This is a genomic window from Anabaena sp. AL93, from assembly GCF_001672085.1.
GTDB lineage: Bacteria > Cyanobacteriota > Cyanobacteriia > Cyanobacteriales > Nostocaceae > Dolichospermum > Dolichospermum heterosporum.
In genome coordinates this window covers 44,875-69,719 of the sequence record NZ_LJOU01000014.1, presented here as the reverse complement: position 1 = coordinate 69,719, position 24,845 = coordinate 44,875, and the positions used below count along the sequence as shown (strand labels likewise).

The following is a 24,845-nucleotide window of genomic DNA, read 5'->3' as shown; positions in this document are numbered from 1 at the left end:
CCGCCTACCCCCCTGCTTGCCTTCACCCGTCATTTTCGGGTTGACAGACCACTAGGGTGGGCGGTTTGTATCTTTGCGTATTCAAGTTTGATAGATGTATTAATAAAATCAATCTAAATATCCTGTCACACTCAGATCATAAATGTCAGAACAATGAGATAATTGCCGATTATCCGTATTCTTTCAGTTATACTCTGTACAACTAAGTCAAAAAAAACGTAATCCCCAGATCCCCGACTTCTTCAAGAAGTCGGGGATCTAACTAACTCCTAAAATTTTCTTGTTGTTACCATTATGTCTGATGAATTATCACTACCCATAATCTTGCCTATTGGGGCGATATTTTTTGAAATATTATTCTTACTAACTGCCATTCCTGTAGAAGCCTATGTTCTTCATAAATGGTTAAAGTTTGATAAAAGAACCAGCATTTTTTATGCCATTGCCTTAAATGTTTTTTCGAGTGTCATTGGCTGGATTGTATTTTTCACAGTCGAACCGATGTTATCTATCCCGATCAAAGCCGAATTGATTAATTATGTATTTTTCAATAAGATTAAAGCTTCTAGCATTAGTACAATGATAATTTTATTATCATTTACTATTTTCATAGCGACTTTCTTAGTTAAATTTTTATTGATGAAGATCCTCATCATTTTTATGGGTGAAGGCGGAAAAAACACCCAGCCAGAAACCATGTCTTCACAACAAAGATCTAGTTATATCAATATAGCTAAGTTGCAGAATACTAATTTAATCACGGCAACATTAATAGCAAATTCACTCAGTTACAGTGCCATAACCTTTATCATATTAATTCGCTCTCGGTAAAATGATCAATATTCATCATTGCATTAATTAGAGGTAATCTCATGAACTTTTTATTGAAGGAAATAGGTGGCATATTTAAATATATTCAGGATTTATTTGCAGGAGTGCAAAAATTTCTGACACCAGCCAAAGCATACTCATGGCAAACATTTATCTATTTGAGTGTTTTTTCTTGGGGAATATCATATTTTGCTGTAGGGTATATTAGGGATATTATTGCCTTTTGTGGTTGGTTATTTTTATTAGCAGGAACAACTTGGTATACTACGGACGATCCTTTAAGAATTCCCGGAACTTTTATGCCAGTTGGGGCAGTAATCACAGGCTTTTTAGTGAGCGTCTTTGCCTTTGGATACCAGGAGAGTGGATTAACATTTAATACTATAGTCATTTGGCCGACAATAGCCGCCCTAGTTACAGCCATACCTAACTTCTTTGAAGGCAACGGTAGAGGATTGCCAAACGCGAAACTTCCTAAATTGCAAGATCGTCAAAAAGTTGTAGTTTTATTAGCTTGGTGTATGCTAATTAGTTGTTGGCTTCAGTTTTACTTTGTGATAGATAAATGGTTAAAAGAATATCCCAGTTTACGAGCAGATAATTTTCAGAAAAGTGCTTTTGTGATTAGATTAGAACGACCAGCACGAAAGCCAAAAACTGGTGATTTGATCTTAAATAAACTGCAACCCTTAATTAATCAACAACTTGCCAATAAACCTTGGGGTGAAGTAGAAAAATGGTTACTAGAAGCTAATCAGCAACTAGGCAACTTGGGGAAAAGAACGATTAATAGTAATTTAGGTAAATCTCAAGAAAGACTACTATGGCGAGTTGAACCCCGTGTAGTCAATATCAAGTCTGGATATAGGCTAGATATTTTAACAATTTGGGCTGGACCTAGTGCCAACTCTCAAGGATATTACTGGAAAAAATCTTGTTTGATAGAACCATCTAACTCTGGTAAACAAACAGATAATAAAAATACCGTTGCCCGTCTAACTTGCGATCGCACAAGTAAATTTATCATGGGTTCTCCACCAGCACAACAATAAGGAAGAAGTAATTACTATGAATGTAATTAGAACTGTCGTCATGGCTAAGAATGTATTTCAGGAAGTGATCCGCGATCGCATTCTGTACATCATCGGTTTTTATGCTATCATCCTGGCTATTGCCTTCCGTGCCATTCCCGAATTTGCCGGCACCACCAGTAATAAAATATTTTTGGACTTTGGTTTGGCAACAATGAACGTCATTGGTTTAATTGTCGCTATATTTATCGGCACAGGATTAGTTAACAAAGAAATTGAAAAACGCACTATTTTAGTATTAATTGCCAAACCCATCAGCCGCAGTGAATTTATTGCTAGTAAATATTTAGGGTTATCAGCAGTTATCGGTGTACTCATTACTGCAATGACAATAATTTATTTAGGATTCTTACAAGTTGGTCAAGTATCCTATCCAATTACTAGCATTTTTCTGGCTACACTATTCTTATTTTTGCAATTATGTTTAATTACTGCCGTAGCCATTACTTTGGGCGTTTTTACCAGTTCACTAATAGCTACATCCCTAACATTTGCAGTGTATTTAATGGGGAATGTTACTCAAGATTTAGTGGCATTAGGTAAATTAAGTCAGAATCCTGGGATGGAACGCATTACCCAAAGTTTATATCTAATTTTGCCAGATTTATCTAGATTAGATTTAAAGAATGATGCTGTTTACGGTTTGCAAGCACTACCTGATCCAATCACATTAGTTACCAATGCAGGTTATAGTTTACTTTACAGTTTTATGTTGTTAGCGATCGCCATTATTATTTTCTTAAGACGAGAATTTTAAATAACAAGATCCCCGACTTCTCTAAGAAGTCGGGGATCTGAAAATCTCGACTTTCAAAAATTTTGTTAAAATAATTATTGTCTATGATTCAAAATTCCCCAATAAATACTACTGACAGTCTCATTTATCCCGATATTTATCATCACCAAGTTTCCTCGAATCAGCCTTTGAAACTAGGAATTATGGCTTCTGGCAATGGTAGTAATTTTGAAGTAATTGCCCAAGCTATTGCCGACGGTAAAATTAACGCCCAAATTCAAGTTTTAATTTACAACAATCCTGATGCGAAAGCAGCAGTTAGGGCAGAAAATTGGGGTGTAGAATCTGTATTTTTAAATCATCGGGACTATAAAAATCGTCAAAAATTTGATCATAAAGTTGTCCAAACACTACAGCAGTATGATGTAGAATTTGTGATTATGGCGGGATGGATGCGATTAGTCACACAAGTTTTAATTGACGCTTTTCCTAATCGCATGATTAATATTCATCCCAGTTTATTACCGAGTTTTAAAGGCGTGCAAGCTGTAGAACAGGCTTTAGTCGCTAAAGTCAAAATTACTGGCTGTACTGTACATCTTGTTTCTTTAGAAGTTGACAGTGGCGAAATTTTAATTCAAGCGGCTGTTCCCGTTTTACCAGATGATACATCAGAAACACTACACGCGAGAATTCAAATCCAAGAGCATCGGATTTTACCAATAGCAATTTCTCTATTAAGTTAAAGGGAATAGGTAATTGGTAATTGGTAATTGGTAATAGAGGAAGAGTTTTATTACAACTGACAACTGACAATTGACCACTGACTAATGTTAAAATTCTCAGTGAGAAATTTAGGATATTTTTATGTCAGTTGTAACTAACCCAATCAAATTCGGTACAGATGGTTGGAGGGGTGTGATAGGTGAGGAGTTTACCTTTGAACGTCTGGCATTAGTCGCAACCGTAGCAGCCAAAGTTTTACATAATACTTACTTTTCCCAAGTGGGTAGCCGAACGATTATTGTCGGTTATGACCGCCGATTTATGGCGGAAGAGTTTGCCCGTGTGGTTGCCAATGCCGTCACCGCAGTGGGTTTCGATGTCCTGTTTAGCGAAACCTTTGCCCCAACTCCAGCTTACAGTTGGGCGGCTAAAGAACTCAAGGCTTTAGGGGCATTAGTTGTCACAGCTAGTCATAATCCTGGCGCATATTTAGGATTAAAAGTTAAAAGTGCTTTTGGTGGTTCAGTACCACCGGAAGTTACTCAAGAGATAGAGGCTTTATTATCAGAAAAAGTTGCCCCAGCAGCGATTCCAGGTAAGGAAGAAACCTTTGATCCTTGGCCAAGTTATTGTCAAGCATTAGCCGCTAAAGTTGATATTGACAAAATCAAAGAAGCGATCGCAACTGGCAAGTTAACAATATTTGTGGATGTCATGCACGGGGCAGCGGCTGGGGGATTAGCACGATTATTAGGGGAACAAGTTAAGGAAATTAATAGCGACCGTGATCCTCTATTTGAAGGTGGTGCGCCTGAACCTTTACCAAAGTATCTTTCCCGACTATTTACAGTTATGAAAACCCATCGAGAAACCCATAAAACCGGTTTAACTGTGGGTTTGGTATTTGATGGAGATTGCGATCGCATTGCCGCCGTAGATCAAGATGCTAATTTCCTCAGTTCCCAAATCTTAATTCCCATCTTAATTGACCATCTCACCCTCCGGCGGAACTTTCAGGGCGAAATCGTTAAAACTGTCAGCGGTTCGGACTTAATGCCCCGTGTAGCCGCATTACATAACCTTTCTATCCATGAAACAGCAGTAGGTTATAAATACATTGCTGACCGAATGTTAGCTACCCAGGTACTATTAGGTGGTGAAGAATCCGGTGGCATTGGTTATGGTAGCCATATTCCCGAACGCGATGCTTTATTATCGGCACTTTATGTCTTAGAAGCAGTGGTAGAATCAGGGTTGGATTTAGGTGAATATTATCGCTATTTACAACAACAAACTGGTTTTTCATCCAGCTATGATCGCATTGATTTACCTTTAGCAAATATGGAAGTTAGAGGGCGACTATTAGACCTTTTACAATCCCAACCGTTAACAGAAATTGCGGGTAAAGAAGTCATTGGTTGTCAAACAATTGACGGTTATAAATTCCGACTAGCTGATCAAAGTTGGTTAATGATTAGATTTAGCGGCACTGAACCAGTTTTACGTCTTTATTGTGAAGCCGCAACCCTAGAAGAAGTTCATCAAACTCTCAATTGGGCAAAAAATTGGGCAGAATCAAATTAATTGATAACTAGCCTAAATGAGTTATGAACAACAAGATCCCCGACTTCTTAAAGAAGTCGGGGATCTGACTTTTACGACTTTTACAATATAAAATTTAGCCAAGGAATAAATTCCCTGTCTAACAGCTAAAGTCGGTTGAAACCGACTTATTTTAAAGATGTTATTTGGGTATTTTATCAGGTTTTGGTGATGAGTAGATAACAATTTTCAAGTATCAGTAATTATTGTCTCACCTGAAACTTTAAATATGTTCCTCCCAATCCTTCTACAATGATTCTTGTATTAGTTGTCATCATTTTTTGATAGGTTTCTCCGTTACTTCCTAGTTCACCTAGTCCGTCAATATAAAGTGGTTTTTGAGAAACTCTGACTTTCGCTGCTGTCGCTACAGGTGCGAGTAAATTGGAATTGGTATTTGTATCTGCAAAAATTGTTGGTACTTTAGCTTTTTGAATATCCTTAGCCAAATTTCTGACTTCTGTATCTGTCAATTTTCCCATATTTTTAACATTACCTAAATTGACTGAATAGGGAATATCATAAGCTTTGACATAATAAATCATTGCTGAATTTGTTGTAATTAATTTTCGATTTTTATCGGGAATACTAGCTAGTCTTACTTTAATCCAATTATTGATTTGATTGATTTCTTGGGTGATTATTTTTGTATTTTTATTATAGATTTTCTTATTTTTTGGTACTAGTTTAATTAAACTACTATTAATTATCTCTACCATTTTGATAGTATTATTTGGATTATGCCAAACATGAGGTTCAACAATTTGTTTACCGGTTTTTCCAATTTTGATGAAATTTACACCTATAGTTTTAGCAACGGCAATTTTTGATTTAGGCTTTTTGATCTCTTCAATAATTTTAATTAACCCTGGTTCAAAGTTATAACCATGATATAATACTAAACCAGCATTTTTAATGGCTTGATTATCTTCTGGTACGGGTTTATAATTTATAGGATTTATCCCAGGAGGAATTAAACAAATCAGATTAATTGTATCTCCAGCAACTTGTTTTGTTAAATCGCAAATTACGCTATTAGTTGCTACGACAAAGGGCAAATTATTATTAATATTATTATTGGTGGTATTATATGTTGTACTAATAGTTTTATTTCCACATCCAAATAAACCTACCATTACACCTAGAATGATAGTTTTCAATAAATGTGAAGATAGTTTTTTTTCTAACATAATTGATTGTAATTGATGAATATATTAAAAAGTCCAGAAATAATTATATAAAGTAATAAAGACACAGACTTGCTGTGTCTTGTAAAACATTTATTGTTCTAATTTATTAAATTCCAGCCATAGGTAACTTACCTTGTAATTTCTGTAAATTAGCTTGAACACAACTAGTGCAACTACAACCAGTTTGTTCGATTACAGAGTGTGTGATGCTATTTATTTGCGGTGTAACTATATCAAGATTGGCTTGAGTAGATGTCACCACAATCATTTGCACAGCAGGTGTAGGTTTGAAATTGGCAGCGTGTGCTGGGTTAACTACCAATAGCAGAGATGCGAAAAACATAGGAAAAGCCAGTAAAATCAGTTTGACTATTTTCATAATTCACACATAAACCATAAACGTCATTAGTCAATTATCAGAGGATTTTCCTACCAGTCAATACTTCTCGCACTTCCAGCATGGCTGAATAGGTGGGGAGAATGTGTAAAGTTTCATTTGCTGGTGTATGCTCTAGAGCAGTAGCGATCGCTTGCTGCAAATTTGGCTCTACAATCAGATTGATGTCACTGTCCAGAGATTCCTGACTATAACGTAGACGTAAAGCCATATCATACACGCGATCGCCACTCACAATCAACGTTCCACCCCTTGTTACCAACTTTTCTGTATCCACATCCCAAATCCATGATACATCAGTACCATCTGGGGTTCTGTCATTCAACACCAATAAAGTAGTTTTATCGGTACTTTGAGTGACGACACGAATAGTTTCATTTGTTCCTACAGGGTTTTTTGATAATAGAATCCGCACCCGTTTACCGTCAATTACTAAATCTTCTGCACGACCAAAAGCAGCTTGAAAATTATTAATTCCATCCCTAATATTAACCTCATCAACTCCTAATGCTTGCGCTGCTGTAGCTGCTGCCAAAGTATTATATTTGTTATATAAACCCACGAGAATTTGTGACCATTCCTGACTTAATAAAGCAGGTTTACTTTTAGTAAAACCACAACTAGGACAAGTAAAATCTCCCAAATGGGACAAATAAACCCCTTGATAATCTAAAGCATGACCACATCTAGGACAATAAATAGAATCAACAGCATGAGGAATAGCTTCTAAATAATTCTCAGGCTCATTTAAACCAAAGAATAAAACCTTTTGGGGTAACTGTTGACCCAAATAGGATAAAGTCGGATCATCAGCATTGGGAATAACTACCGTTGTTGTTGGTAAAGTAGCAATCACCTGAGTCCACCGCTTACTAATACTATCCACTTCCCCATATCTATCCAACTGGTCACGGAACAGATTCAAACAGAGAATAATTCGCGGTTGTAATGGTTTTAAAACCTTGGGAACTATATTTTCATCAACCTCCAAAATTGCATAATCTACATTCAGATTTCCCAGCAAACTAGCATTGTCTATTAAAGCCGTCGCTAACCCATTTTCTAAATTTGCACCAGTAGAATTATGGGCAACACAGAAACCATTCCGTTCTAAAATAGTACATAACAGTAATGCCGTAGTAGTTTTACCATTCGTCCCCGCAATGAGAATTACCCCATTTTTAACCTGCTGACTCAATAACTCCAAAATCCGAGGTTCTATCCGTCGCGCAATCGAACCGGGTAAAACACTAGCAGCACCAAGACGCAATGACCGCACCAAAAACGTCACACTTTTAGCCATTGATACCGCAAAACCCAAGCGGAGTCTATCTATAACCTTTATTTTCTTACCCACAGTCATGATTTATAAATAACCTATAATTGCCAAAAGAATTTTAACCCTTAATCCCAATTTTATGTGAAGTTGCACAGAATCATGAAATCCATAAATCCATCCGTCTTTATCTGCGTTTATCTGCGGTCAATTATTCTGGAAATTTTATTCTAGGGAATTTCATCTTAGAGGGTGTTTTAAAAGTATTAGATGAAACCGATAATCTCCAGAAACCTAACCCCCCTTCCCTACGTTAGCGCAGCGTGCCGAAGGCTGGGAATGGGGGTTTCAAAGCCTCTCCCCGCATCGGGGAGAGATTTGGAGAGGGGTTTATTTATACATTAAAAACTTTTCAAACATCCTCTTAACTTGGTATAAGTTTAACTAATTAGAAAAGATAGCATCAAAAGGAGTATAGTCTAACAATACCTTGTCCAAATCGAAAAAAGTCTTGATTTCTAGTAGTTCGTCAAATTTATTTTGACGGGTAATGATCGGAAAAAACTTCTGTTCTTGCCTCCCCTGCCCCCCCTGCCTCTCTTCTCCCCCTGCTTGCCTTCACCCGTCATTTTCGGGTTGACAGACTACTAGTGGTCTGTCAAGCTTAAAATTGTCTGTATCCAATTTTGGGAATCTTTGATTTAGGAACTGATTAAACACAAAAACAAAATTGACAGACCACTAGGTTGGGCTGTTCGCGCAAGCGTGCCGCAAGGCACAGGAGAAGTGTGTGGAGTATGTCACCATCAGTTCAGCACAAACTCACAAAAAATAGTAGCAAAGACAAGGTTTCTGTTAATGAATAGCATAAAGTGGCTTTTTTCACAAACTCAAATAATTACTAATTGGAAACGGTTAGTGTCGAAATGCTTGCTGCTGCTTGTTTGCCTATTCGTAATTAGTATGCAGCCAGCATTAGCAGGTATTAAAGATGACCGATATGATGGCAATATTTTTGTAATTTATGCTGGTAATGGTTCTCTCGTTCCCCCCAAAGAAACTCTAGCACAGACATTAGCAGAACATAAACCAGCAATAGTGACATTCTACATTGATGATAGTAGCGATTGCAAAAAATATGCGCCGGTTGTTTCCGAGATGCAAGCATTCTATGGTCGCGCCACAGAAATCATTCCTGTCAGCGTTGATACTCTTTTAACTAAGAATACCTATCAAACCACAGAAGCGGGATATTACTATGGAGGAAGTGTTCCTCAAGTTGTAGTTTTTGACCAGTCAGGTAAGGTAATCTTGAACAAAAAAGGTCAAGTACCTTTTGAGGAAATAGACGACAAATTGAGAGAAATATTTGACTTATTACCCCGCACTGAGTCAGTCGAGTTAAAACGACGTTCACCAAGAGAATTCAGCAGTCAGTTAGAAGACCAATAGAATAGCTTAAGTCATACCCCATACCTCGTTCCCAGTCTCTGACTGGTAATGCTGTCACAGAGACTCTGCCTCTATTATTATGGAAGGCAGAGCCTTCTGAATTCATTCCCATACAGAGTATGGGAACGAGAAATTGAGAGAAATATTTGACTTATTACCCCGCACTGAGTCAGTCGAGTTAAAACGACGTTCACCAAGAGAATTCAGCAGTCAGTTAGAAGACCAATAGAATAGCTTAAGTCATACCCCATACCTCGTTCCCAGTCTCTGACTGGTAATGCTGTCACAGAGGCTCTGCCTCTATTATTATGGAAGGCAGAGCCTTCTGAATTCATTCCCATACAGAGTATGGGAACGAGAAAGGAACAAGAAAGGAGAAATACATTATTTCACCGAGAAAATTGCCGTTTTAAAGCTGTAAAAACTGGACAAGGGGCTGATGTTTGTAAATTCTCCGGTTTACTCCAAGTAAAAGGTGCTTTTTGAGCCGCAGACATCCATAAGAGTCTTTTGGCTCTAGTCATGGCAACATAAAGTAAACGATATTCTTCAGCAATTTTCAGGTATTTTGATTCTTCCCAGGCTTGGTTAATATCCGGTATGGTTTTTTTGTGAAGTCCGGCACGAATTTGGGCGCGGGCAACTTCTGATAAAGTAAAATCACCTAAAAATTGTCCTTGGGGGGGAATCCAAAAGCGTCCAGGAATTAAATTTTCATGGAGAAAAGGCAAAAATACATAATCCCAGTCTAGCCCTTTGGCTTTGTGCATGGTGATAATTGTTAATTGTCCGGCTTTGGTATATTGTGCTTCTACATTTTCTGGTTCTACAGATTCAAATCTTTCGGAACTGACAATTTCACTTAAAGTTGAGATCATTGCCCCCATAGAACTATTACCAAAAATTTGCTGATTTACCCGTTCTGCAAGTTTATCCGCAGTGGCCAATTCGGCTTGATCATATTTTAAGGTTAAGGCGAAAAAAGAAATTATTTGATAAAATGGTAGTTCTAAATAAGCCCTGAGTAGACTCCGACAAAGATGAGCCGCTTTTTGGACTATTTCTGTTTGGGGTGTGGCTAAAAGACCTGGATAGAGAAATTCTTCAGGTAAACTAGCTAGAGTGTTAATATCTTGGGTAGGAATTAATTGTCGTTCTACAAGGACTTCTAAGGTAGCTTTGAGATAATCGGGGGAATGGGGGCGATCGCAAAACTGCAATAATGATAATATCTCTTGAGGAACATGAGAACGACGTTCTTTTTCTCCCACATCATAAAGTTTAATTTTATGTTCTTTGCATATTGGTTCTAAAGCCGCAGCTAACCATCGTCCTTGACGATTTTCTCGCACTAATATCGCTGCACAAGCTTGGGGATTTTCTGTAAATAGTTCAATTGCTCTTTGGGAAAGTAATTCAACTGTATGATGAATATCTCTAGGAGTATAAAGTTCGAAACCTTGTCCCACAGGTTGAGGATTGCCATTTTCTTGATTAACTGGGTGAATTTTCTGATTTCTAAATGGTGCTTGTCTATGTTGAGTTTTGGCAAAATCTTGATTATTGACCCATTCTAAAGCAAAGTTAGCTGCATCAATAATTATTTGCGTACTGCGCCCAGCTTGATCCATTTCCGCTAGTCTATCTTGAATTTGACAATCTTCGCAAAATTCCCGAAAATAAATCGGGTCAGCAGGTGTAAATGTAGAATTAATGGCTTGATTAGGATCACCAACTCTGATTAAATTCAAAGCTGATTTATCTAATTTATCTGCATATTCTTGACTAGCGAGTATTTCTAATAAATCTGTTTGTAAAGGACTAGAATCTTGAGCTTCGTCTTCAAAAACAGCAAAAACTTTATTTTGTTCAATGCGGCAGGTGCTAGGATTTCGCAAAACTTTTAAAGCCCCTAATATCATATCATCGTAATCAATAAAGTCTTGTAACTGCATGATTTTTTGATATTGTTCATATAATCCAGCGGCTATTCTTAAAATGTCATATTTATTATGAGTTTGTTCACTCCACTTTAATAAATCTGCTGGCGATATTCCCGAACTTTTGGCTTCATGAATCACCGTATAAGCTAAATCTGGCAATATTTCCGTTCGCAGCACCGATTGACGACGGAGTTTTTCGGTTTCTTCTCCATCAAATTGCTTTCCTGCAAGTAAGCGTAGATAAATTTCTGGATAATTAGCAATCCATTGTTCTACTGCTGTGCGAATGAATTTATGACTTTGATTTGGTGTGATTAAAGTCGCATTTTCTAATTGTAAACCCGATAAATGAGGATGACGACTAGCAATAATTAACGCTAAACCATGCAAAGTATAAACTGCAAATCCTGTTTGTGGTAAAGATAATTTCTTTAAGTTTTCCCGAATTTTAAGTTTAATATTAGCAGTAGCAGAACGGGTAAAAGTAACAACAATTAACTGTTTATAATTCTGATTGCCAGTATTTAAATAATCCTCATATTGACGAGCAATAGCGATCGCTGCGGCTGCCGCCATTCCCGTTGATTTTCCCGCTCCAGGCACAGCAGACACAGCCAATGGTCCCCATCTCCAATCCGCCATTTGCGTTTGTCCTGGGCGCAGTTGGGCGCGAATGACAGCGATATTCTCTTTTAATTTAGTCAGTGGTGATTGGTCATTAGTCATTAGTTTTTATACAAGCTGTGTAATTTGATTTAAGTTAATATCCTCAATGAGAGGAATATCTACAGGGGTAGGTTTATTACATCGTACGATGCCTGCGGAGCGCTGGGCGATCGCTTTACCCTCTAATTTTGCTAAACTAGAATAAACCTCACACCAGCAGGAGGACATAATGACTTTTACAACTGATATCCAGGAAGATCAAGACTTACGCCCTTATCCAGAAACCTCTCTTCCAGACCACACTCAACTCCCAGAGTCGGACGGTACATTTGTGAAAAACTTCCAGGAACATCCCCAAAGCATTCTACTAACAGAGTCCATCACACAAGTATTACAAAAACTCCATCCAGATGGGCAATATACTATAGGTCAAGATTGCGGTATCTATTGGCGTATTACCGAGCCACCAGAAAAAGGTGCAGAAGCCCCAGACTGGTATTATGTCCCGAATGTCCCACCTTTACTCAATGGTAAAACCCGACGTTCCTATGTCCTTTGGCAAGAATATATTTCGCCATTAATTGTGTTAGAATTTGTTTCGGGGAATGGTGCAGAAGAGCGAGATAAAACTCCTTGGAAAGGTAAATTTTGGATTTATGAACAGGTGATTAAACCTGCTTTTTATGGCATTTATGAAGTTAATAAAGCCAGTATAGAAGTTTATGAATTAATTGGTGGAAAATATCAGTTATTAGCAGCAAATGAACGAGGACATTATTCAATTACACCTATGGGTGTGGAGTTGGGTTTATGGCAAGGTGAATATCAGAATGCAGAATTACCTTGGCTGCGGTGGTGGGATTTGCAAGGCAATTTGTTATTGACTGGTAATGAAAGAGCCGAACAGGAAACACAAAGAGCAAATCGTTTGACTGCACAATTACGGGCTTTGGGGATTGAACCGGAAGCGTAATATTAAATTAAATGTAATGGTGACGGTTTTGGATTTAATGGAAGTAAAAAGAAATAGCCCGACTGAGAATGAATTCCCAGTCTAATAGCAAAAGTCATCTAAAGATGACTAAATTTGATATTAGGCGTTAAAACTAATTCTCTCATTAATCTTATGTTAAACTTGCCTGTAATTCAACAATAATACTCTCCATAGATTGAGGTTTTAATTCTCCTCTGTGAAAGGCTGAAATCGCTTTTTTTGCATCTTCAGCAATTTCTTCCCGACGAGATTCAATCATTTGATTTTTAATAATTTCTAATAACATTTCTCTTTGTTCAAAAGGAAGTTGATTAACTGTTAAAATTGCCTCTTCTAATGTCACCATAATCTAGGTTCTCTTGATTTAATGGACTTTATTTAAATAGATTATAACTTATGGAGTAATTCAAACGCAGATAAACGCAGATAAACGCAGATGGTTTTTGGGCTATTTAAGGAAGCTAGGGATCATTTATCTAACTCTACCCAAGAATACGGTTTCTATTTACTTCTTGTATAGATCATACAAACTATCCAACCAGCTTAAAGAGTCGGTGTACTATCCATCCTAAACCTAAGCCGACGTTGGAAGTACCAGCCAAACTTAGAAAAGTATGAAACTTGCTAAAGGATGTTTCTAATTCAGCCCCAGCCCAAGACACAGCCCCAGCCGCAACTCCACCCACAACCCAAGCCGAAATCGCAGCCGGAATCGCAGCCGAAACAGAAGCTCCAGCCAGAATCGGCTCCACAACCCAAGCCGTAGCCACAACCCGCGCCACGTCCCAAGCAACAGCCCGCCCCACGTCCCAAGCCACAGCCACAGTCGCAACCACAACCACAGCCCAAAGCCAAAACGGAGGATTAACGACGGTTAAAATGAAGCCAATTAGCCAATAAGTCAATAATAATATAGTCAACGAAACCCAAGGAATTGTTCTAGCTGGTTTATTCCTAATAGTTTCTTCCTCTACTGTAGGTCTAGAGTAAACGTATTCTTTTCTGTAAGTATCTTCAACTGGAGGTGGAGGTGTTACTGTTGGATCTTTTGCCTCTACATTACGACCTTTTACCACTACATTAACAATTTTTGTTCCTGCATTAACAATATTTGCCACTGCATTAACAATTTCTATACCTGCATTGCGACCTTTTACCACTACATTAACAATTTTTTTTCCTGCATCACCACCTTTTGCCACTGTATTAGGAATTTTATGCTTGTAATTTAACATTTCTATCCATGACTGCATGGACTGAGGACGGTCTTTTGCTTCTAACGCCATACCTTTGAGAATTGCCTGATTTAATTCCTTGCTGATAGTGACAATAATTTTATGTGGTGCAATTAATAACTCATCATCAAGTTTACGAGCTAAAGAATTTGTCGGGTATTGACCAGTTACTCCATAATAAAGACTAGCAGCTAAACAGTAAATATCTACTCGTGGATCTCTACTTCCTTTATATCTCTGTTCATAAGGAGCAAATCTTTCATGGGCTGATTTATCTGTTGAACTCTGAGTTGCAGGAATTATTTGTTTAGCAATGCCAAAATCAATTAAAACTGCTTTACCATTATCTTTAATCATAATATTTCCAGGATGAGCATCTCTATGCACTAAACCCGCTTGATGTATCATTATTAAAGCTGCGCCAATTTGGCGAATATAAGTTATGATTTCTGCTTCTGGTAATGCTCCTTTACGCTTAACTATTTGAAATAAATTTTCACCTGGTATAAATTCCATGACTAGACAATAGGTATTACCTTCCTGAAATAGTTCAATTACCCCAACAATATGAGGATGAGGATCTTTAGATAACTCTGCTAATATTTGTCCTTCTGCAATAAATTTTTCTATATATTTTTCATAATCTGGATCATGTTGCAGATATTCATTAGGTGTTTTAATGACAACAGACCGATTTAAATTAACTTGTAATGCTTGGTAAGTAATTCCAAATCCTCCTTGTCCGAGAACTTGCTGAATTATATATTTACCATTTTGTAATTTTTGTCCTGTTACCCAAGTCATAAACACCTCTGATTTACAAATTAATACTAATTTTGAGTAGCAAATTACAGCAATTCTGATTTAAGTAAAATACAAAAAAGAATTAAACGCGGATAGACGCAGATGAACACAGATAAGATAACTTTGTATTTCATTAAATTTAAAAAAGCTGTTTATTTATTAAAAACTGTTTATTTTTTGGTAGAAGTAGGATTGGGAGGTGGTGTTGTTGAACTTTTCCAACTAGCTATACCTTGAAGTAAAGCCCCAAAAGCTGCAATTGCAGCTATAACTAATGTTAAAATCTGCATTCTTTTATCCCAATTTACAGAAAGTTTGTTTTCTGTTCCGTTATTAGTGTGACTTGCTGCATTAGTACTTTGACCTTTTGCATTGACATTTTGATCTTCTGCATTGGCATTTTGACTTTCTGCATTGGCATTGTAAGAATTGCTATTTAATAGTTTTAGCCATAATTCTATTGATTTTGGTCTGTTTTTGGCTTCTAATTCCATTCCTTTAAGAATTGCTAGATTTAATTCATTACTGATACTAGAAATAAGCTCTTGTGGTGGTGTTAAACGTTTATTGTCAATTTTACGTTTTAAAGCAGTTTCAGGAAGTTGACCAGTTATGGCATAATAAAAAGTTGCAGCTAAGGAATAAATATCACTAGCTGCGGTTGGTTTAGTATTTTTAGTGCAAAGCTCAAGAGATGCAAAACCCTCGACATTTTCTCTAACTCGTCGCGTTGTTAATTCATGATCAAAATCTAAAACTAAATCAAAATCAATTAATACAGCTTCAGATTTTCCCGCACGTAAAATAATATTTTCTGGCTGTACATCTCCATGAATTAAATGATGTTGATGTACAATTGTTAAAGCCGCGCCAATTTGTTGAATATAAATTAATGCTTCTTCTGGAGAAATTTTTCCCAGTTTATCTAAAGTTTCTCCAGGAATATATTCCATTACTAAACATGAATAACCTGCTTCTTTAAAAGGTTCGTAAAATTTGACAATATGTTCATGTTGACAAAGGGTAAGTTTTACCGCTTCTCGCATAAACATAGTTTCTAAACGTTCTTTCTCTAATTGATTAAGAGATGTAAGTGAATTAACATCTAAAGTTTTTAGCAGCAGAAAATCGTGCTGTTTGTCTTTAGCAATATAATTAATGCCAAATCGTCCTGTTTTTAACTTTCTCTCAATAGTGTATTTTCCACCTTGCAACTGATCACCTGCTACCCAAGCCATTTTTGCAACTCCCCAAATACTTGGATTAATTTTCGCACAAAAAGCTTGTGTAGTCTCTATCTAGCTTCAGTTTTCACCCAAAATCACGAAACTCCTTCCCATGCCATATTCTTAATATAAGAATCACATCTTCAATGCGTAATTCATCAACTTTCAACAGAAAATAATCCCTTGGTCTTCTATGAAACCTGCTTATATAATAAAAATATCTTAACTACTTGATTGTATGGGTAGGGGTTTAGCACTGCTAAACCCTTACACATCTACGCAAAACTGTTAAATTAATTTCTTCTTTCTGACTCGGTGACTTCTAGAGACTTCCAAATAAAAAAATGTCCCAAAACTGATGCAAAAATTCTCTCTCTGTGTACTCTGTGCCTCTGTGGTTCGTTTCTTGGGATAATTTATTTCTTGGAAGTCTCCTATTGCATTACTCGTCAATCTGCCAAGCATCTTTGGTATATTCTTCATCGAGAACTTTCTTAGGACGAACCAAGACAATCATTTTTCCTAACAAGGGAATTGCTGGTGCAGTTTCAAACCATTGAAAGTCAATACTATCGCCGTTTTCAAACACAAAGTAATTGGAAATATCCCATTCTCTTTGAGCGCGATCTATAACGATCATAATTGGTTCAACTTTGTTTTGATGGGGGTTGGGGAAAATATCGCTTTTACCAATGACAACTACAGGATCTTCGGCATTTAGTAGCACTTTCCAACCTGGTAAAGATACCCAAGCTTGTTCTCCGGCAAATTTGACGATCCGAAATGGTTGAATTTCGGTAATAAATGGTACAGCTTTTAATTCCTGTGATGTTAATGGTAACTCGCCTACAACCGGTAAAATCCGGGGTAAATCTTCATCAATTTCTAGACGATAAAATGGTAAAATCGGCGGTGCTACTTTAGCCGTAACGCTAAAATCCATTAACAGTTGTTCTAGTTGTTTTCTAGCTGTTTCGGAGTGAGCAAAGCGTAATCCCTTGGCAATTAAGCGCGATCGCTCGGATAAGTCAGATTTTTGTTTAGCATATTTCCAGGATTGATAGGCGATCGCATCTCCTGGATGTTTACTAAAACCTTCGGGTAAAGTAGGAAACCAAGAATAGTCTTTCACTGCTTTGGCTATATCCCTGACTACATCGGCATCAAGTTTGTATTGATATGTCAAATCCGCAGTCGTGGCTCGGTCTTCTTGGGTTAATCCACGCAATTCATATAAGACATCACTACTCTTGGTGCTATAATATGCCAATGTTGCCGATGATGAGCCACATTTTTCCATAGAATTATAAACCTGAGAGCCAACAATTACCTGATTTTGTTGAATTGGTTCAAATCCAGTGGCTTCAAAGATGTCTTGGGGATTGTAACCATTTTTTTGCAGGTAGGCGATCGCCTGTCCCCATTCCACCCAAGTCCCCTGTTTTTGTCTCAGCTTAACTAATAATTCTGTGGCTGTTTCTTGGTCAGGATTTGGCAAATTGGGCTGTATTTCGGTCATAATTAAAGGATGCGTCTTAAAAAGTTAATACTGTGTGATGAGCGTGAAGAAATATAAATCTGGAAAACTATCTTCTTCTCTTATGTGTATTTTGACTTATTACTCATGAAAATAGTCAGAAAAAATAAGTGAGATATATAGTTGTAGAATTAGTGTATCAAAGAAATTTGCATCTCACTTGAGTTTTCAGCGCTATTCTTAACATCATACAGATAGAAAATATAACAAAATAGCAGCTAACACGGATATATTTATGGATAAACCCAATTTTGAATCTAACCAAGTTCGCCGTCAACGCCTAACCCCTGAAAGTGCCAAAAAACTTAATGTTCCCTATTCCCTCAACAAATGAGTAACGAAGTCCGCGCTATATTTAATCGTATTGCTCCTGTTTATGACCAACTTAACGATCAGTTAAGCTTGGGACAACACCGCATTTGGAAAGAAATGACAGTCAAATGGAGCGCAGCTAAACCAGGTGATACTGGCTTAGATCTGTGTTGTGGTAGTGGGGATTTAACTTTTCGGTTAGCACGTCATGTAGGGAAAATAGGCAAAGTTTATGGAGTAGATTTTTCTGCTAACTTACTAAATACTGCTCAAGAACGCTGCAAAAATTACTATCCCCAACCTCCTATTAATTGGATAGAAGCAGATGTATTAAATTTACCTTTTGATGATAATTATTTTGACACAGCCACGATGGGGTATGGATTAAGAAATGTTAAAGATATTCCCGGTAGTCTCAAAGAAATACACCGTGTTCTCAAACCAGGTGCGAAAGCCGCAATTTTAGACTTTCATCGTCCCGACAATCAACAGTACCGCGCTGTGCAACAGTGGTACTTGGATAATCTGGTAGTTCCCATAGCTACTAATCTAGGCTTAAAAGACGAATATGCTTATATTAGCCCTAGTTTAGACCGATTTCCCACTGGGAAGGAGCAAATAGAGTTAGCTATTGAAGCCGGTTTTATGAATGCCACACATTACCCCATTGCTAACGGTATGATGGGAGTATTAGTAGTAAGAAATTAAAAATTAAGGTTCTACCGCTCCCCTTATGGAGAAGAATATTAATTTAATTTTTGTAGGTTGGGTTAAACGAAGTGAACCCCAACATTGGCGGTAAGATAGTAAGAGTTGTTGGGTTTCCTTGCGTCAACCCAACCTACAATAAATGTTGTTTTACGTAAAGGGAGCGGTAGAGCCAAAATTAATAATTCAATAAAACTTCCACCCTTACCCATTACCCATTACCCATTACCTAATCCAAAAGCCTGTGGATTTGTCTAGAATTCTATTATATATCTCTCCCCCCATTCTGGGTGGATTAATTGGCTATTATACCAACGACATAGCCATAAAAATGTTATTTCGTCCCTATAAAGCCGTTTATATTTTTGGACGAAAAGTACCGTTTACTCCTGGTTTAATTCCTAGTAATCAGGAACGGTTAGGACAGAATATTGCGAATGCGATTATGAAATCGCTACTGACTCCAGAAGAAATGCAAAATCTGGCGCGGAAACTCCTACAACCTGAACGATTACAAGGTGGAATTCTCTGGTTATTACGTCTGGTAGTTGATCAAGTTAAAGGTGATAAAAACCCTCGTAGCACTAAAATTTTAGCTGGTATTTTACGGGATTTATTAGGTGAATCTTTACCGCGTCTCTTGAAGGTTCTGGCGAGAAAAGAAACATTTTTAGAAACCCAAGTTAACCAAATATTTGACAAAGTATTACTAGAATTTCAACTCAGTGATGAACAATCTATCCGGTTAGCTGATTGGTTACTAGAGGTGGTTTTACCTTCAGATAGATTACGACAAGTTATTATTGATTTTTTAACAGATCGGACAATTCAAACTATTGATGAAAGCTTTCGAGAAAAAACCAGTGGTACTTATTGGGTAGTGGCAAATTTGTTTGGGTTGAAAAATACTTTAACTCGATTACGGACATTTTGCTTAGATGAGAAAGAAGCAACTAACAAGCGATTGCAAGAATTAATCAAAGATTTAAAAATGCGCGATCGCATTAAAGAATTATTACAAAATTTATCTTTGCAAAATCTCCCAGTTGGTACAGTGCGTCAACTGCGGAAAACTATTAGAGATAATGTCCGTCAATATCTACAAAATAGTGGTAGTAATTTACTGAAAGAATTAACAGAATCGGCTGACTGGGAAAGGATTTCTATTGTATTACTAAATCGCTTAAGTAGTTCAAGCGTTGTTAACACCTCCTTAGAAGTTGTTGCACGGGATTTAGCATTAATTTTAGAAAAGTATCTGGAAAAAGATTTAGAAGTTATTGTATCTCAAGCAATTCCTATTTTATCTATAGATCAGGTAATTGTAGAACGAGTCAAAGGTACATCACCTGCTGAGTTAGAAGATGCAATTGAGGGAATTGTCAGAAATGAATTACAAGCAATTGTCACTTTGGGTGGTGTTTTAGGTTTTGTTGTTGGTTTGTTACAAGTAGGATTTTTATTTTTGAGTCAATCTATGTAATGGGTAATTGGTAATTGGTAATTGGTAATTGGTAGTTTCTACTAACAACTGACAAATCAAGATTGTTGTTTACCCTTAGAAGCACATTTTTTTCTCCAGCATTGTTCTAAAAGTTGAATTCGCCAAAGCATAGCAAAACGTTGGGGATTCCAGATTACTTGAATATGATAGCTAAATAATGGCTGGTTTAAATATTGCCACAGAGGAAAGTTAATTTTTGTATGTTTGGGATTCATGGGGGGAAAAATATACTATATAATCAACCACTTCAGAAGTATCTGGCAATCTAAGTAGTGAGACAAAATTAATTACACAATGTCATTGCGTAAGCGTTGCGTGGCATTAGCCATATGGAACGAAGTGAAATGAAGCAATCGCAAGGGTTGTGATTGCTTCCCTTCCCTCGCAATGACTGTAAATATTTTTGTCCAATTACTTAGTTAATAAATTTCGATTACTAATACCTTCATAATTTGAGATTAAACTAGTATTTCACAATTGTCTTTGTGGAAATTACGGAAGTTAAAAAATTTAACTTTTGTAAGAGTTAAAAAATATCAGTCTAATTTTATTATCCACCTGGCGACTAGAAGTCGCGGCTACACAGACAAAACCCACCTTCGTGGGTTGAATACGTTATAGTTGTTTATCGCAAAACCCGTAGGGGCGCAGGGCGTGCGCCCTCCATTGTATTTTACAGCGGTTTCCAGTCGAATGTAATAGAATGGATTTTTGATTAGGTGGACTTTGCTTGTGTAGTAGCGACTTCTAGTCGCCGAAAACTTTTAAAACATCAATAGTATGAACCTGTTTTCCGGTGGTTAATAGCAGTCATGGCATCCGGCTTGAGTAATTTACCGTTGTCAACAGTTGCATAAATTACCCAATGATCACCGCATTCTAGGCGCTGTTGTACCAAACATTCTAGATATGCACAGGCTTCTGTTAAAATGGTACAACCATTATCGGCTTCCGCTGTGGGGAAGTTAGCAAATCTGTCTTCTCCAGGTTTAAAACTTTTGCGGAAATGTTTCATGTATTCCAGATGAACACCTTCAGGAAGGATATTCAAGACAAATTTACCACCAGGATATAATAGTGATTCGACTGCTCGCTCTTTGGCGATCGCTACAGTAATTCCCGGTGGGTTGAAAGTAGCCTGAGATACCCAAGCACCCATCATCCCTGTCGAAAATTCTCCCTGCTTGGCGGCAATGACACAGACAGAACCAATAATCCGGCCGACAGCTTGTTCTGTGGGGGTTGCAGATTGTTGAGGAACACGCACTTTCTTAGCTTTTCGCAAACTTTGAGCAAAGTCTGTACCGACTTCTTCGCAATATTTGAGAGTGACTTCATCTGGTTTAAATTTGACTTTCAAGGTATCAAAACCGAAACGATAGCCAGCGTCTCGGAGTTTGCATTCTACCAAGTCTAAAGCTTCACCACTCCAACCATAAGAACCAAATACCCCCGCCGGTTTGGTATTATCACCGCTAGAGAGGACAATTCCTAATGCGGTATGAATGGGAGTAGGTGCGTGTCCACCAATGGTAGGAGTACCAATGATAAAACCATCTGCTTGTTCGAAGCTGGTACGGATTTCGTCAGCGGTCGCAAATTCACAGTTGACAGATTTAACTGCAACGCCACCTTTGGTTAATCCTAACGCCATTGCTTGTGCTAAGGTGGCAGTGTTGCCATAAGCGGAAGCGTAGAGAAGTGCTACGGATATTTCTCGATCTTTTTGAGCGCGACTCCACTCACTGTAGGATTTGGTTAGTTCAATTAAACTGGTGCGTACCAAGGGTCCATGACCGACAGCATACATTCTCACCTGTAAATCGGAGATTTTCTCCAAAGCTGATTCCACATGAGTTGCATGAGGAGCCATGAGGCAATTAAAGTAATAACGTTGGTCTTCTTTGAAAGTTTCCCAATGATCATCAAATACTTCTTCACCACAGATGTGAGCGCCAAATAGCTTATCTGTAAAAAGAATTTGGGTTTGTTGGTCGTAAGTACAAAGTGCTTCAGGCCAGCGGGGACTAGGAGTAGGTAAGAATTTCAAGACATGACCTTTACCTAAATCTAGGGTTTCTTTCCCCCGCATGACGAGAACTTTGATATCTTGGTCGGTGAAAGCAGCACGTAAATTATTAGCAGCGGGAAGGGAACAAACAAAGGTAATTTGGGGTGCGATCGCTAAAATTGCTTTTAAAGTGGGAATACGATTGGGGTTAAAATGTCCTAAAATTACATAATCCAACTTTTGGACATTGATAGTTTTCTGTAATGCTTCCAGATAAATTTCTGTAAATCCTTCGGCTGGAGCGTCTGTTAATGCAGTTTTATCGGCTTCTATTAAATAGCTATTAGAAGTAGTTCCCCGTTCTAAAGCATATTCAATTTCAAACCGTAACCGGGACTTACTACGCGATCGCATTACTTTTGTGTTAGTAGCAATTGGTAGTATTTGTACGTCTCTTGGTCTGGAATCGCTCATGGATACTTGTTGGGTCGAAAAAACTTGAGAAACCCAATTTTTAGCTGATTCAACAGCGTTAGAGAATGAATCTGGAAGTGTCATAGTTATTATGAAAGATGGTTAGTTAATAATTAGGGAATAGGTAATGGGTAATAGGTAATAGGTAATAGGGAACAGGGAACAGGGAACAGGTAGAGAAGGGAGTAATTACCAATCACCAATCACCAATCACCAATCACCAATCACCAATTACCAATTACCAATTACCAATTAATAGTAGTTACCTACTTTGCGATGACGAACTGCGGTAATTCCATCTGGTTTGGAAACTTTTCCATCTGCAACTGTGCAGTATAAAATCCAGTGATCACTACATTCCATGCTATTAACAACTTCACATTCCATGTATGCGAGTGCGTCGGTAAGAATGGGTGAACCGTTTTTAGCAGTTTGGGTTTTTACTTCTGCAAATCTATCAGCACCAGGATTTAAACGTTTGAGAAAATGCTTTTTCAGGTCTTGATAATTGCCTTCTTCAAGAACGTTAAGAACAAAGCGATCGCCTACTTGCAATAAATTATCTAAAGCGCGATCTTTGGCTACAGCAATAGTAAAACCTAAAGGCTGTAAACTGGCTTGTGTTACCCAAGAAGCAATCATTGCGCCGCTAATATCGCCTTTTTTGGCAGTGACAATATATAAACCATTACTAATTCTTCCCAACGCTTTTTCCATGTTCACGTCGAGAGATTTGATTTGTTTAATATTGCGTTCCCGCACTAACAATTGTCCTAAACCATTGCCGGCTTCTGCAAATTGTTTATAGGTAGCATCAGTGGGGGTTTCTTTAATGCGAATAGCTGGAAAAGCTTCCTTAATACCTAAATCAATAAATTTGCGTCTGAGAGTATCAATGGGTTCATCATCTCCACCATAGGACTCGAATAAACCCACAACTTGTTTGTTTTTAGCAACTGCTAATAATGAACTAATTGCAGATTGAGCTTTGATTGCACTGGTAGAAGGCATACCTACAATTAAACCAGAAGCTCGACCGGCTAATTCTTGAATTTCTTGACTTTCTGCGGTGTTTAAATCCAATACTTCGACACCAACACCAGCTTTTTGTAAACCATCACCAATTGCGTGTCCTATGCGATCGCTATGTCCATAACCAGAGACATAAAACAAACCTACAGTAGTTTCTGTTTTCGCTTGTTTTTGACTCCAATTGTGATAACATTCTCTAAGAATATCAAGGTTATGATGTAGTAATGGTCCGTGTCCATTGGCGATAATTTTAATTTCACCAAGTTCACCCATTCTCTTCATTGCATTTAGCAAAGAACGAGCATTAGGACCCATTAAACAATCGTAATAAAAGCGAAAATCAGCTTCAATTGCTTCTAAATCTTCGTCGAAAGTGCGATCATCACAGTAGTGCATCCCAAACGCATCACAAGTGTAGAGAACTTGGGTTTGGCGATCAAAGCTAAAAATAGTATCTGGCCAGTGTAAATTGGGAGCGCTGACAAATTCCATTTCATGATCTTGTCCTATTTTGACGCGATCGCCACTTTTGACAATTCGCTTAGAAAAAGGTTCATGTACCAAACCTTCTAAAAATTGCAAAGCCACTTTAGAAGCTAAAACAGTGGCTCTAGGTGCTAACTGTAAAATATCTTCTACTAAGCCACTATGATCAGGTTCAGTATGGCTAACAATTATATAATCAATCGTTTTAGGATTAACTAAACCTTTAAGAGTCTCTAAATAAAGTTCACGAAACTTCTGGTGAGAAGTATCAATTAAAACTGTTTGTTCACCTCTAATTAAATATGAATTATAGGTTGTACCATTTTGTAAACCAAATTCAATATCAAAACGATCCCGATCCCAGTCTAGAGAACGAATCGCAGTGGTATTAGGGGCAATTTCTACAGTTTGTATAGTTAATCGGTTCTGAACGTTCTCTGATATCACTACCATGATTTCACAATAGAAAATAAACAATCATTTCTTCTGCCCCCATTCTCGCTATTATTCTTATTTAAAGCTGTAATGAAAAATATATTTCGGAAAATTAAAGTTGTAAGCACAGATACAGTTTTTACTTTAATTTAGATTAAATTGGAATACGAAATCACA

20 protein-coding genes and 1 pseudogene are annotated in these 24,845 nt (G+C 37.5%); 10 read left to right on the top strand and 11 right to left on the bottom strand.

All coding sequences use genetic code 11. From position 1 onward, the window contains the following. Positions 1 to 294 precede the first annotated feature (294 nt). The 5 genes from fraC (at position 295) to AN486_RS05580 (ending at position 4,968) form a co-directional block, all read left to right on the top strand. Entirely contained in the window at positions 295 to 831 is a 537-nt protein-coding gene (gene fraC / locus AN486_RS05600) for a filament integrity protein FraC (RefSeq protein ID WP_168635974.1), read from the top strand. A 41-nt stretch (positions 832 to 872) separates the two neighbouring features. Then, positions 873 to 1,883, top strand: a complete 1,011-nt coding sequence (gene fraD, locus AN486_RS05595; protein ID WP_053541051.1) for a septal junction protein FraD — start codon at positions 873 to 875, stop codon at positions 1,881 to 1,883. 16 nt (positions 1,884 to 1,899) lie between these two features. Further along, entirely contained in the window at positions 1,900 to 2,679 is a 780-nt protein-coding gene (locus AN486_RS05590; protein ID WP_168635976.1) for an ABC transporter permease subunit, read from the top strand. Positions 2,680 to 2,762: 83 nt separating this feature from the next. After that, complete coding sequence (purN, locus tag AN486_RS05585) at positions 2,763 to 3,404, top strand: phosphoribosylglycinamide formyltransferase (protein WP_053541053.1); 642 nt, start codon at positions 2,763 to 2,765, stop codon at positions 3,402 to 3,404. 121 nt (positions 3,405 to 3,525) lie between these two features. Further along, complete coding sequence (locus tag AN486_RS05580) at positions 3,526 to 4,968, top strand: phosphoglucomutase/phosphomannomutase family protein (protein WP_190384182.1); 1,443 nt, start codon at positions 3,526 to 3,528, stop codon at positions 4,966 to 4,968. A 221-nt stretch (positions 4,969 to 5,189) separates the two neighbouring features. Here AN486_RS05580 and AN486_RS05575 read toward each other — a convergent pair whose 3' ends face one another. The 3 genes from AN486_RS05575 to AN486_RS05565 all read right to left on the bottom strand — a co-directional run bounded on the left by AN486_RS05575 (position 5,190) and on the right by AN486_RS05565 (position 7,936). Further along, complete coding sequence (locus AN486_RS05575) at positions 5,190 to 6,176, bottom strand: zinc ABC transporter substrate-binding protein (protein WP_205748511.1); 987 nt, start codon at positions 6,174 to 6,176, stop codon at positions 5,190 to 5,192. A 106-nt stretch (positions 6,177 to 6,282) separates the two neighbouring features. Continuing rightward, positions 6,283 to 6,555: a hypothetical protein gene (locus AN486_RS05570; protein WP_168635978.1), complete on the bottom strand. Its 273-nt coding sequence runs from the start codon at positions 6,553 to 6,555 to the stop codon at positions 6,283 to 6,285. Positions 6,556 to 6,592: 37 nt separating this feature from the next. Continuing rightward, entirely contained in the window at positions 6,593 to 7,936 is a 1,344-nt protein-coding gene (locus AN486_RS05565; RefSeq protein WP_053541061.1) for a Mur ligase family protein, read from the bottom strand. Positions 7,937 to 8,707: 771 nt separating this feature from the next. Between AN486_RS05565 and AN486_RS05560 the strand changes: the two genes are divergently transcribed. Together AN486_RS05560 and AN486_RS05555 are read left to right on the top strand one after the other, a co-directional pair. Continuing rightward, on the top strand, positions 8,708 to 9,301 hold the full coding sequence (locus AN486_RS05560; protein ID WP_290599525.1) for a thylakoid membrane photosystem I accumulation factor: 594 nt from the start codon (positions 8,708 to 8,710) through the stop codon (positions 9,299 to 9,301). A gap of 124 nt (positions 9,302 to 9,425) precedes the next feature. Beyond that, a pseudogene (locus AN486_RS05555) lies at positions 9,426 to 9,530 on the top strand (thioredoxin family protein); the annotation flags it as partial. Between the two features lie 160 nt (positions 9,531 to 9,690). On the opposite strand, the gene AN486_RS05550 reads toward AN486_RS05555, so the two are convergent. Then, positions 9,691 to 11,970, bottom strand: a complete 2,280-nt coding sequence (locus tag AN486_RS05550) for an ATP-dependent helicase (protein ID WP_290599524.1) — start codon at positions 11,968 to 11,970, stop codon at positions 9,691 to 9,693. Between the two features lie 169 nt (positions 11,971 to 12,139). Between AN486_RS05550 and AN486_RS05545 the strand changes: the two genes are divergently transcribed. Further along, on the top strand, positions 12,140 to 12,883 hold the full coding sequence (locus AN486_RS05545) for a Uma2 family endonuclease (RefSeq protein WP_290599523.1): 744 nt from the start codon (positions 12,140 to 12,142) through the stop codon (positions 12,881 to 12,883). Between the two features lie 151 nt (positions 12,884 to 13,034). Here AN486_RS05545 and AN486_RS05540 read toward each other — a convergent pair whose 3' ends face one another. The 4 genes from AN486_RS05540 to AN486_RS05525 form a co-directional block, all read right to left on the bottom strand. Continuing rightward, entirely contained in the window at positions 13,035 to 13,250 is a 216-nt protein-coding gene (locus AN486_RS05540; RefSeq protein ID WP_290599522.1) for a hypothetical protein, read from the bottom strand. A 184-nt stretch (positions 13,251 to 13,434) separates the two neighbouring features. Further along, complete coding sequence (locus tag AN486_RS05535) at positions 13,435 to 14,943, bottom strand: serine/threonine-protein kinase (RefSeq protein ID WP_290599521.1); 1,509 nt, start codon at positions 14,941 to 14,943, stop codon at positions 13,435 to 13,437. Positions 14,944 to 15,113: 170 nt separating this feature from the next. Continuing rightward, complete coding sequence (locus tag AN486_RS05530; RefSeq protein ID WP_290599520.1) at positions 15,114 to 16,181, bottom strand: serine/threonine-protein kinase; 1,068 nt, start codon at positions 16,179 to 16,181, stop codon at positions 15,114 to 15,116. 430 nt (positions 16,182 to 16,611) lie between these two features. Further along, on the bottom strand, positions 16,612 to 17,688 hold the full coding sequence (locus tag AN486_RS05525; protein WP_053541066.1) for a RuBisCO accumulation factor 1: 1,077 nt from the start codon (positions 17,686 to 17,688) through the stop codon (positions 16,612 to 16,614). Between the two features lie 348 nt (positions 17,689 to 18,036). On the opposite strand from AN486_RS05525, the gene ubiE reads away from it, so the two are divergent. Together ubiE and AN486_RS05515 are read left to right on the top strand one after the other, a co-directional pair. Next, positions 18,037 to 18,726: a bifunctional demethylmenaquinone methyltransferase/2-methoxy-6-polyprenyl-1,4-benzoquinol methylase UbiE gene (gene ubiE / locus AN486_RS05520; protein ID WP_168635985.1), complete on the top strand. Its 690-nt coding sequence runs from the start codon at positions 18,037 to 18,039 to the stop codon at positions 18,724 to 18,726. Between the two features lie 244 nt (positions 18,727 to 18,970). Beyond that, positions 18,971 to 20,209 carry a DUF445 family protein gene (locus tag AN486_RS05515; protein ID WP_053541068.1) on the top strand — a complete coding sequence of 413 codons (1,239 nt, stop codon included), beginning with the start codon at positions 18,971 to 18,973 and terminating at the stop codon, positions 20,207 to 20,209. Positions 20,210 to 20,265: 56 nt separating this feature from the next. Here AN486_RS05515 and AN486_RS05510 read toward each other — a convergent pair whose 3' ends face one another. The 3 genes from AN486_RS05510 to AN486_RS05500 all read right to left on the bottom strand — a co-directional run bounded on the left by AN486_RS05510 (position 20,266) and on the right by AN486_RS05500 (position 24,686). Then, on the bottom strand, positions 20,266 to 20,445 hold the full coding sequence (locus AN486_RS05510; protein WP_199924348.1) for a hypothetical protein: 180 nt from the start codon (positions 20,443 to 20,445) through the stop codon (positions 20,266 to 20,268). 557 nt (positions 20,446 to 21,002) lie between these two features. After that, entirely contained in the window at positions 21,003 to 22,715 is a 1,713-nt protein-coding gene (locus AN486_RS05505) for a diflavin flavoprotein (RefSeq protein ID WP_290599526.1), read from the bottom strand. A gap of 252 nt (positions 22,716 to 22,967) precedes the next feature. Further along, positions 22,968 to 24,686, bottom strand: coding sequence for a diflavin flavoprotein (locus AN486_RS05500; protein ID WP_290599519.1), 1,719 nt, complete (start codon positions 24,684 to 24,686; stop codon positions 22,968 to 22,970). Positions 24,687 to 24,845 lie beyond the last annotated feature (159 nt).

Coding starts and splice junctions, on each gene's coding strand:
- fraC (WP_168635974.1), top strand. CDS start 295: ATGTCTGATGAATTATCACTACCCATAATCTTGCCTATTGGGGCGATA.
- fraD (WP_053541051.1), top strand. CDS start 873: ATGAACTTTTTATTGAAGGAAATAGGTGGCATATTTAAATATATTCAG.
- AN486_RS05590 (WP_168635976.1), top strand. CDS start 1,900: ATGAATGTAATTAGAACTGTCGTCATGGCTAAGAATGTATTTCAGGAA.
- purN (WP_053541053.1), top strand. CDS start 2,763: ATGATTCAAAATTCCCCAATAAATACTACTGACAGTCTCATTTATCCC.
- AN486_RS05580 (WP_190384182.1), top strand. CDS start 3,526: ATGTCAGTTGTAACTAACCCAATCAAATTCGGTACAGATGGTTGGAGG.
- AN486_RS05575 (WP_205748511.1), bottom strand. CDS start 6,176: ATGTTAGAAAAAAAACTATCTTCACATTTATTGAAAACTATCATTCTA.
- AN486_RS05570 (WP_168635978.1), bottom strand. CDS start 6,555: ATGAAAATAGTCAAACTGATTTTACTGGCTTTTCCTATGTTTTTCGCA.
- AN486_RS05565 (WP_053541061.1), bottom strand. CDS start 7,936: ATGACTGTGGGTAAGAAAATAAAGGTTATAGATAGACTCCGCTTGGGT.
- AN486_RS05560 (WP_290599525.1), top strand. CDS start 8,708: ATGAATAGCATAAAGTGGCTTTTTTCACAAACTCAAATAATTACTAAT.
- AN486_RS05550 (WP_290599524.1), bottom strand. CDS start 11,970: ATGACTAATGACCAATCACCACTGACTAAATTAAAAGAGAATATCGCT.
- AN486_RS05545 (WP_290599523.1), top strand. CDS start 12,140: ATGACTTTTACAACTGATATCCAGGAAGATCAAGACTTACGCCCTTAT.
- AN486_RS05540 (WP_290599522.1), bottom strand. CDS start 13,250: ATGGTGACATTAGAAGAGGCAATTTTAACAGTTAATCAACTTCCTTTT.
- AN486_RS05535 (WP_290599521.1), bottom strand. CDS start 14,943: ATGACTTGGGTAACAGGACAAAAATTACAAAATGGTAAATATATAATT.
- AN486_RS05530 (WP_290599520.1), bottom strand. CDS start 16,181: ATGGCTTGGGTAGCAGGTGATCAGTTGCAAGGTGGAAAATACACTATT.
- AN486_RS05525 (WP_053541066.1), bottom strand. CDS start 17,688: ATGACCGAAATACAGCCCAATTTGCCAAATCCTGACCAAGAAACAGCC.
- ubiE (WP_168635985.1), top strand. CDS start 18,037: ATGAGTAACGAAGTCCGCGCTATATTTAATCGTATTGCTCCTGTTTAT.
- AN486_RS05510 (WP_199924348.1), bottom strand. CDS start 20,445: ATGAATCCCAAACATACAAAAATTAACTTTCCTCTGTGGCAATATTTA.
- AN486_RS05505 (WP_290599526.1), bottom strand. CDS start 22,715: ATGAGCGATTCCAGACCAAGAGACGTACAAATACTACCAATTGCTACT.
- AN486_RS05500 (WP_290599519.1), bottom strand. CDS start 24,686: ATGGTAGTGATATCAGAGAACGTTCAGAACCGATTAACTATACAAACT.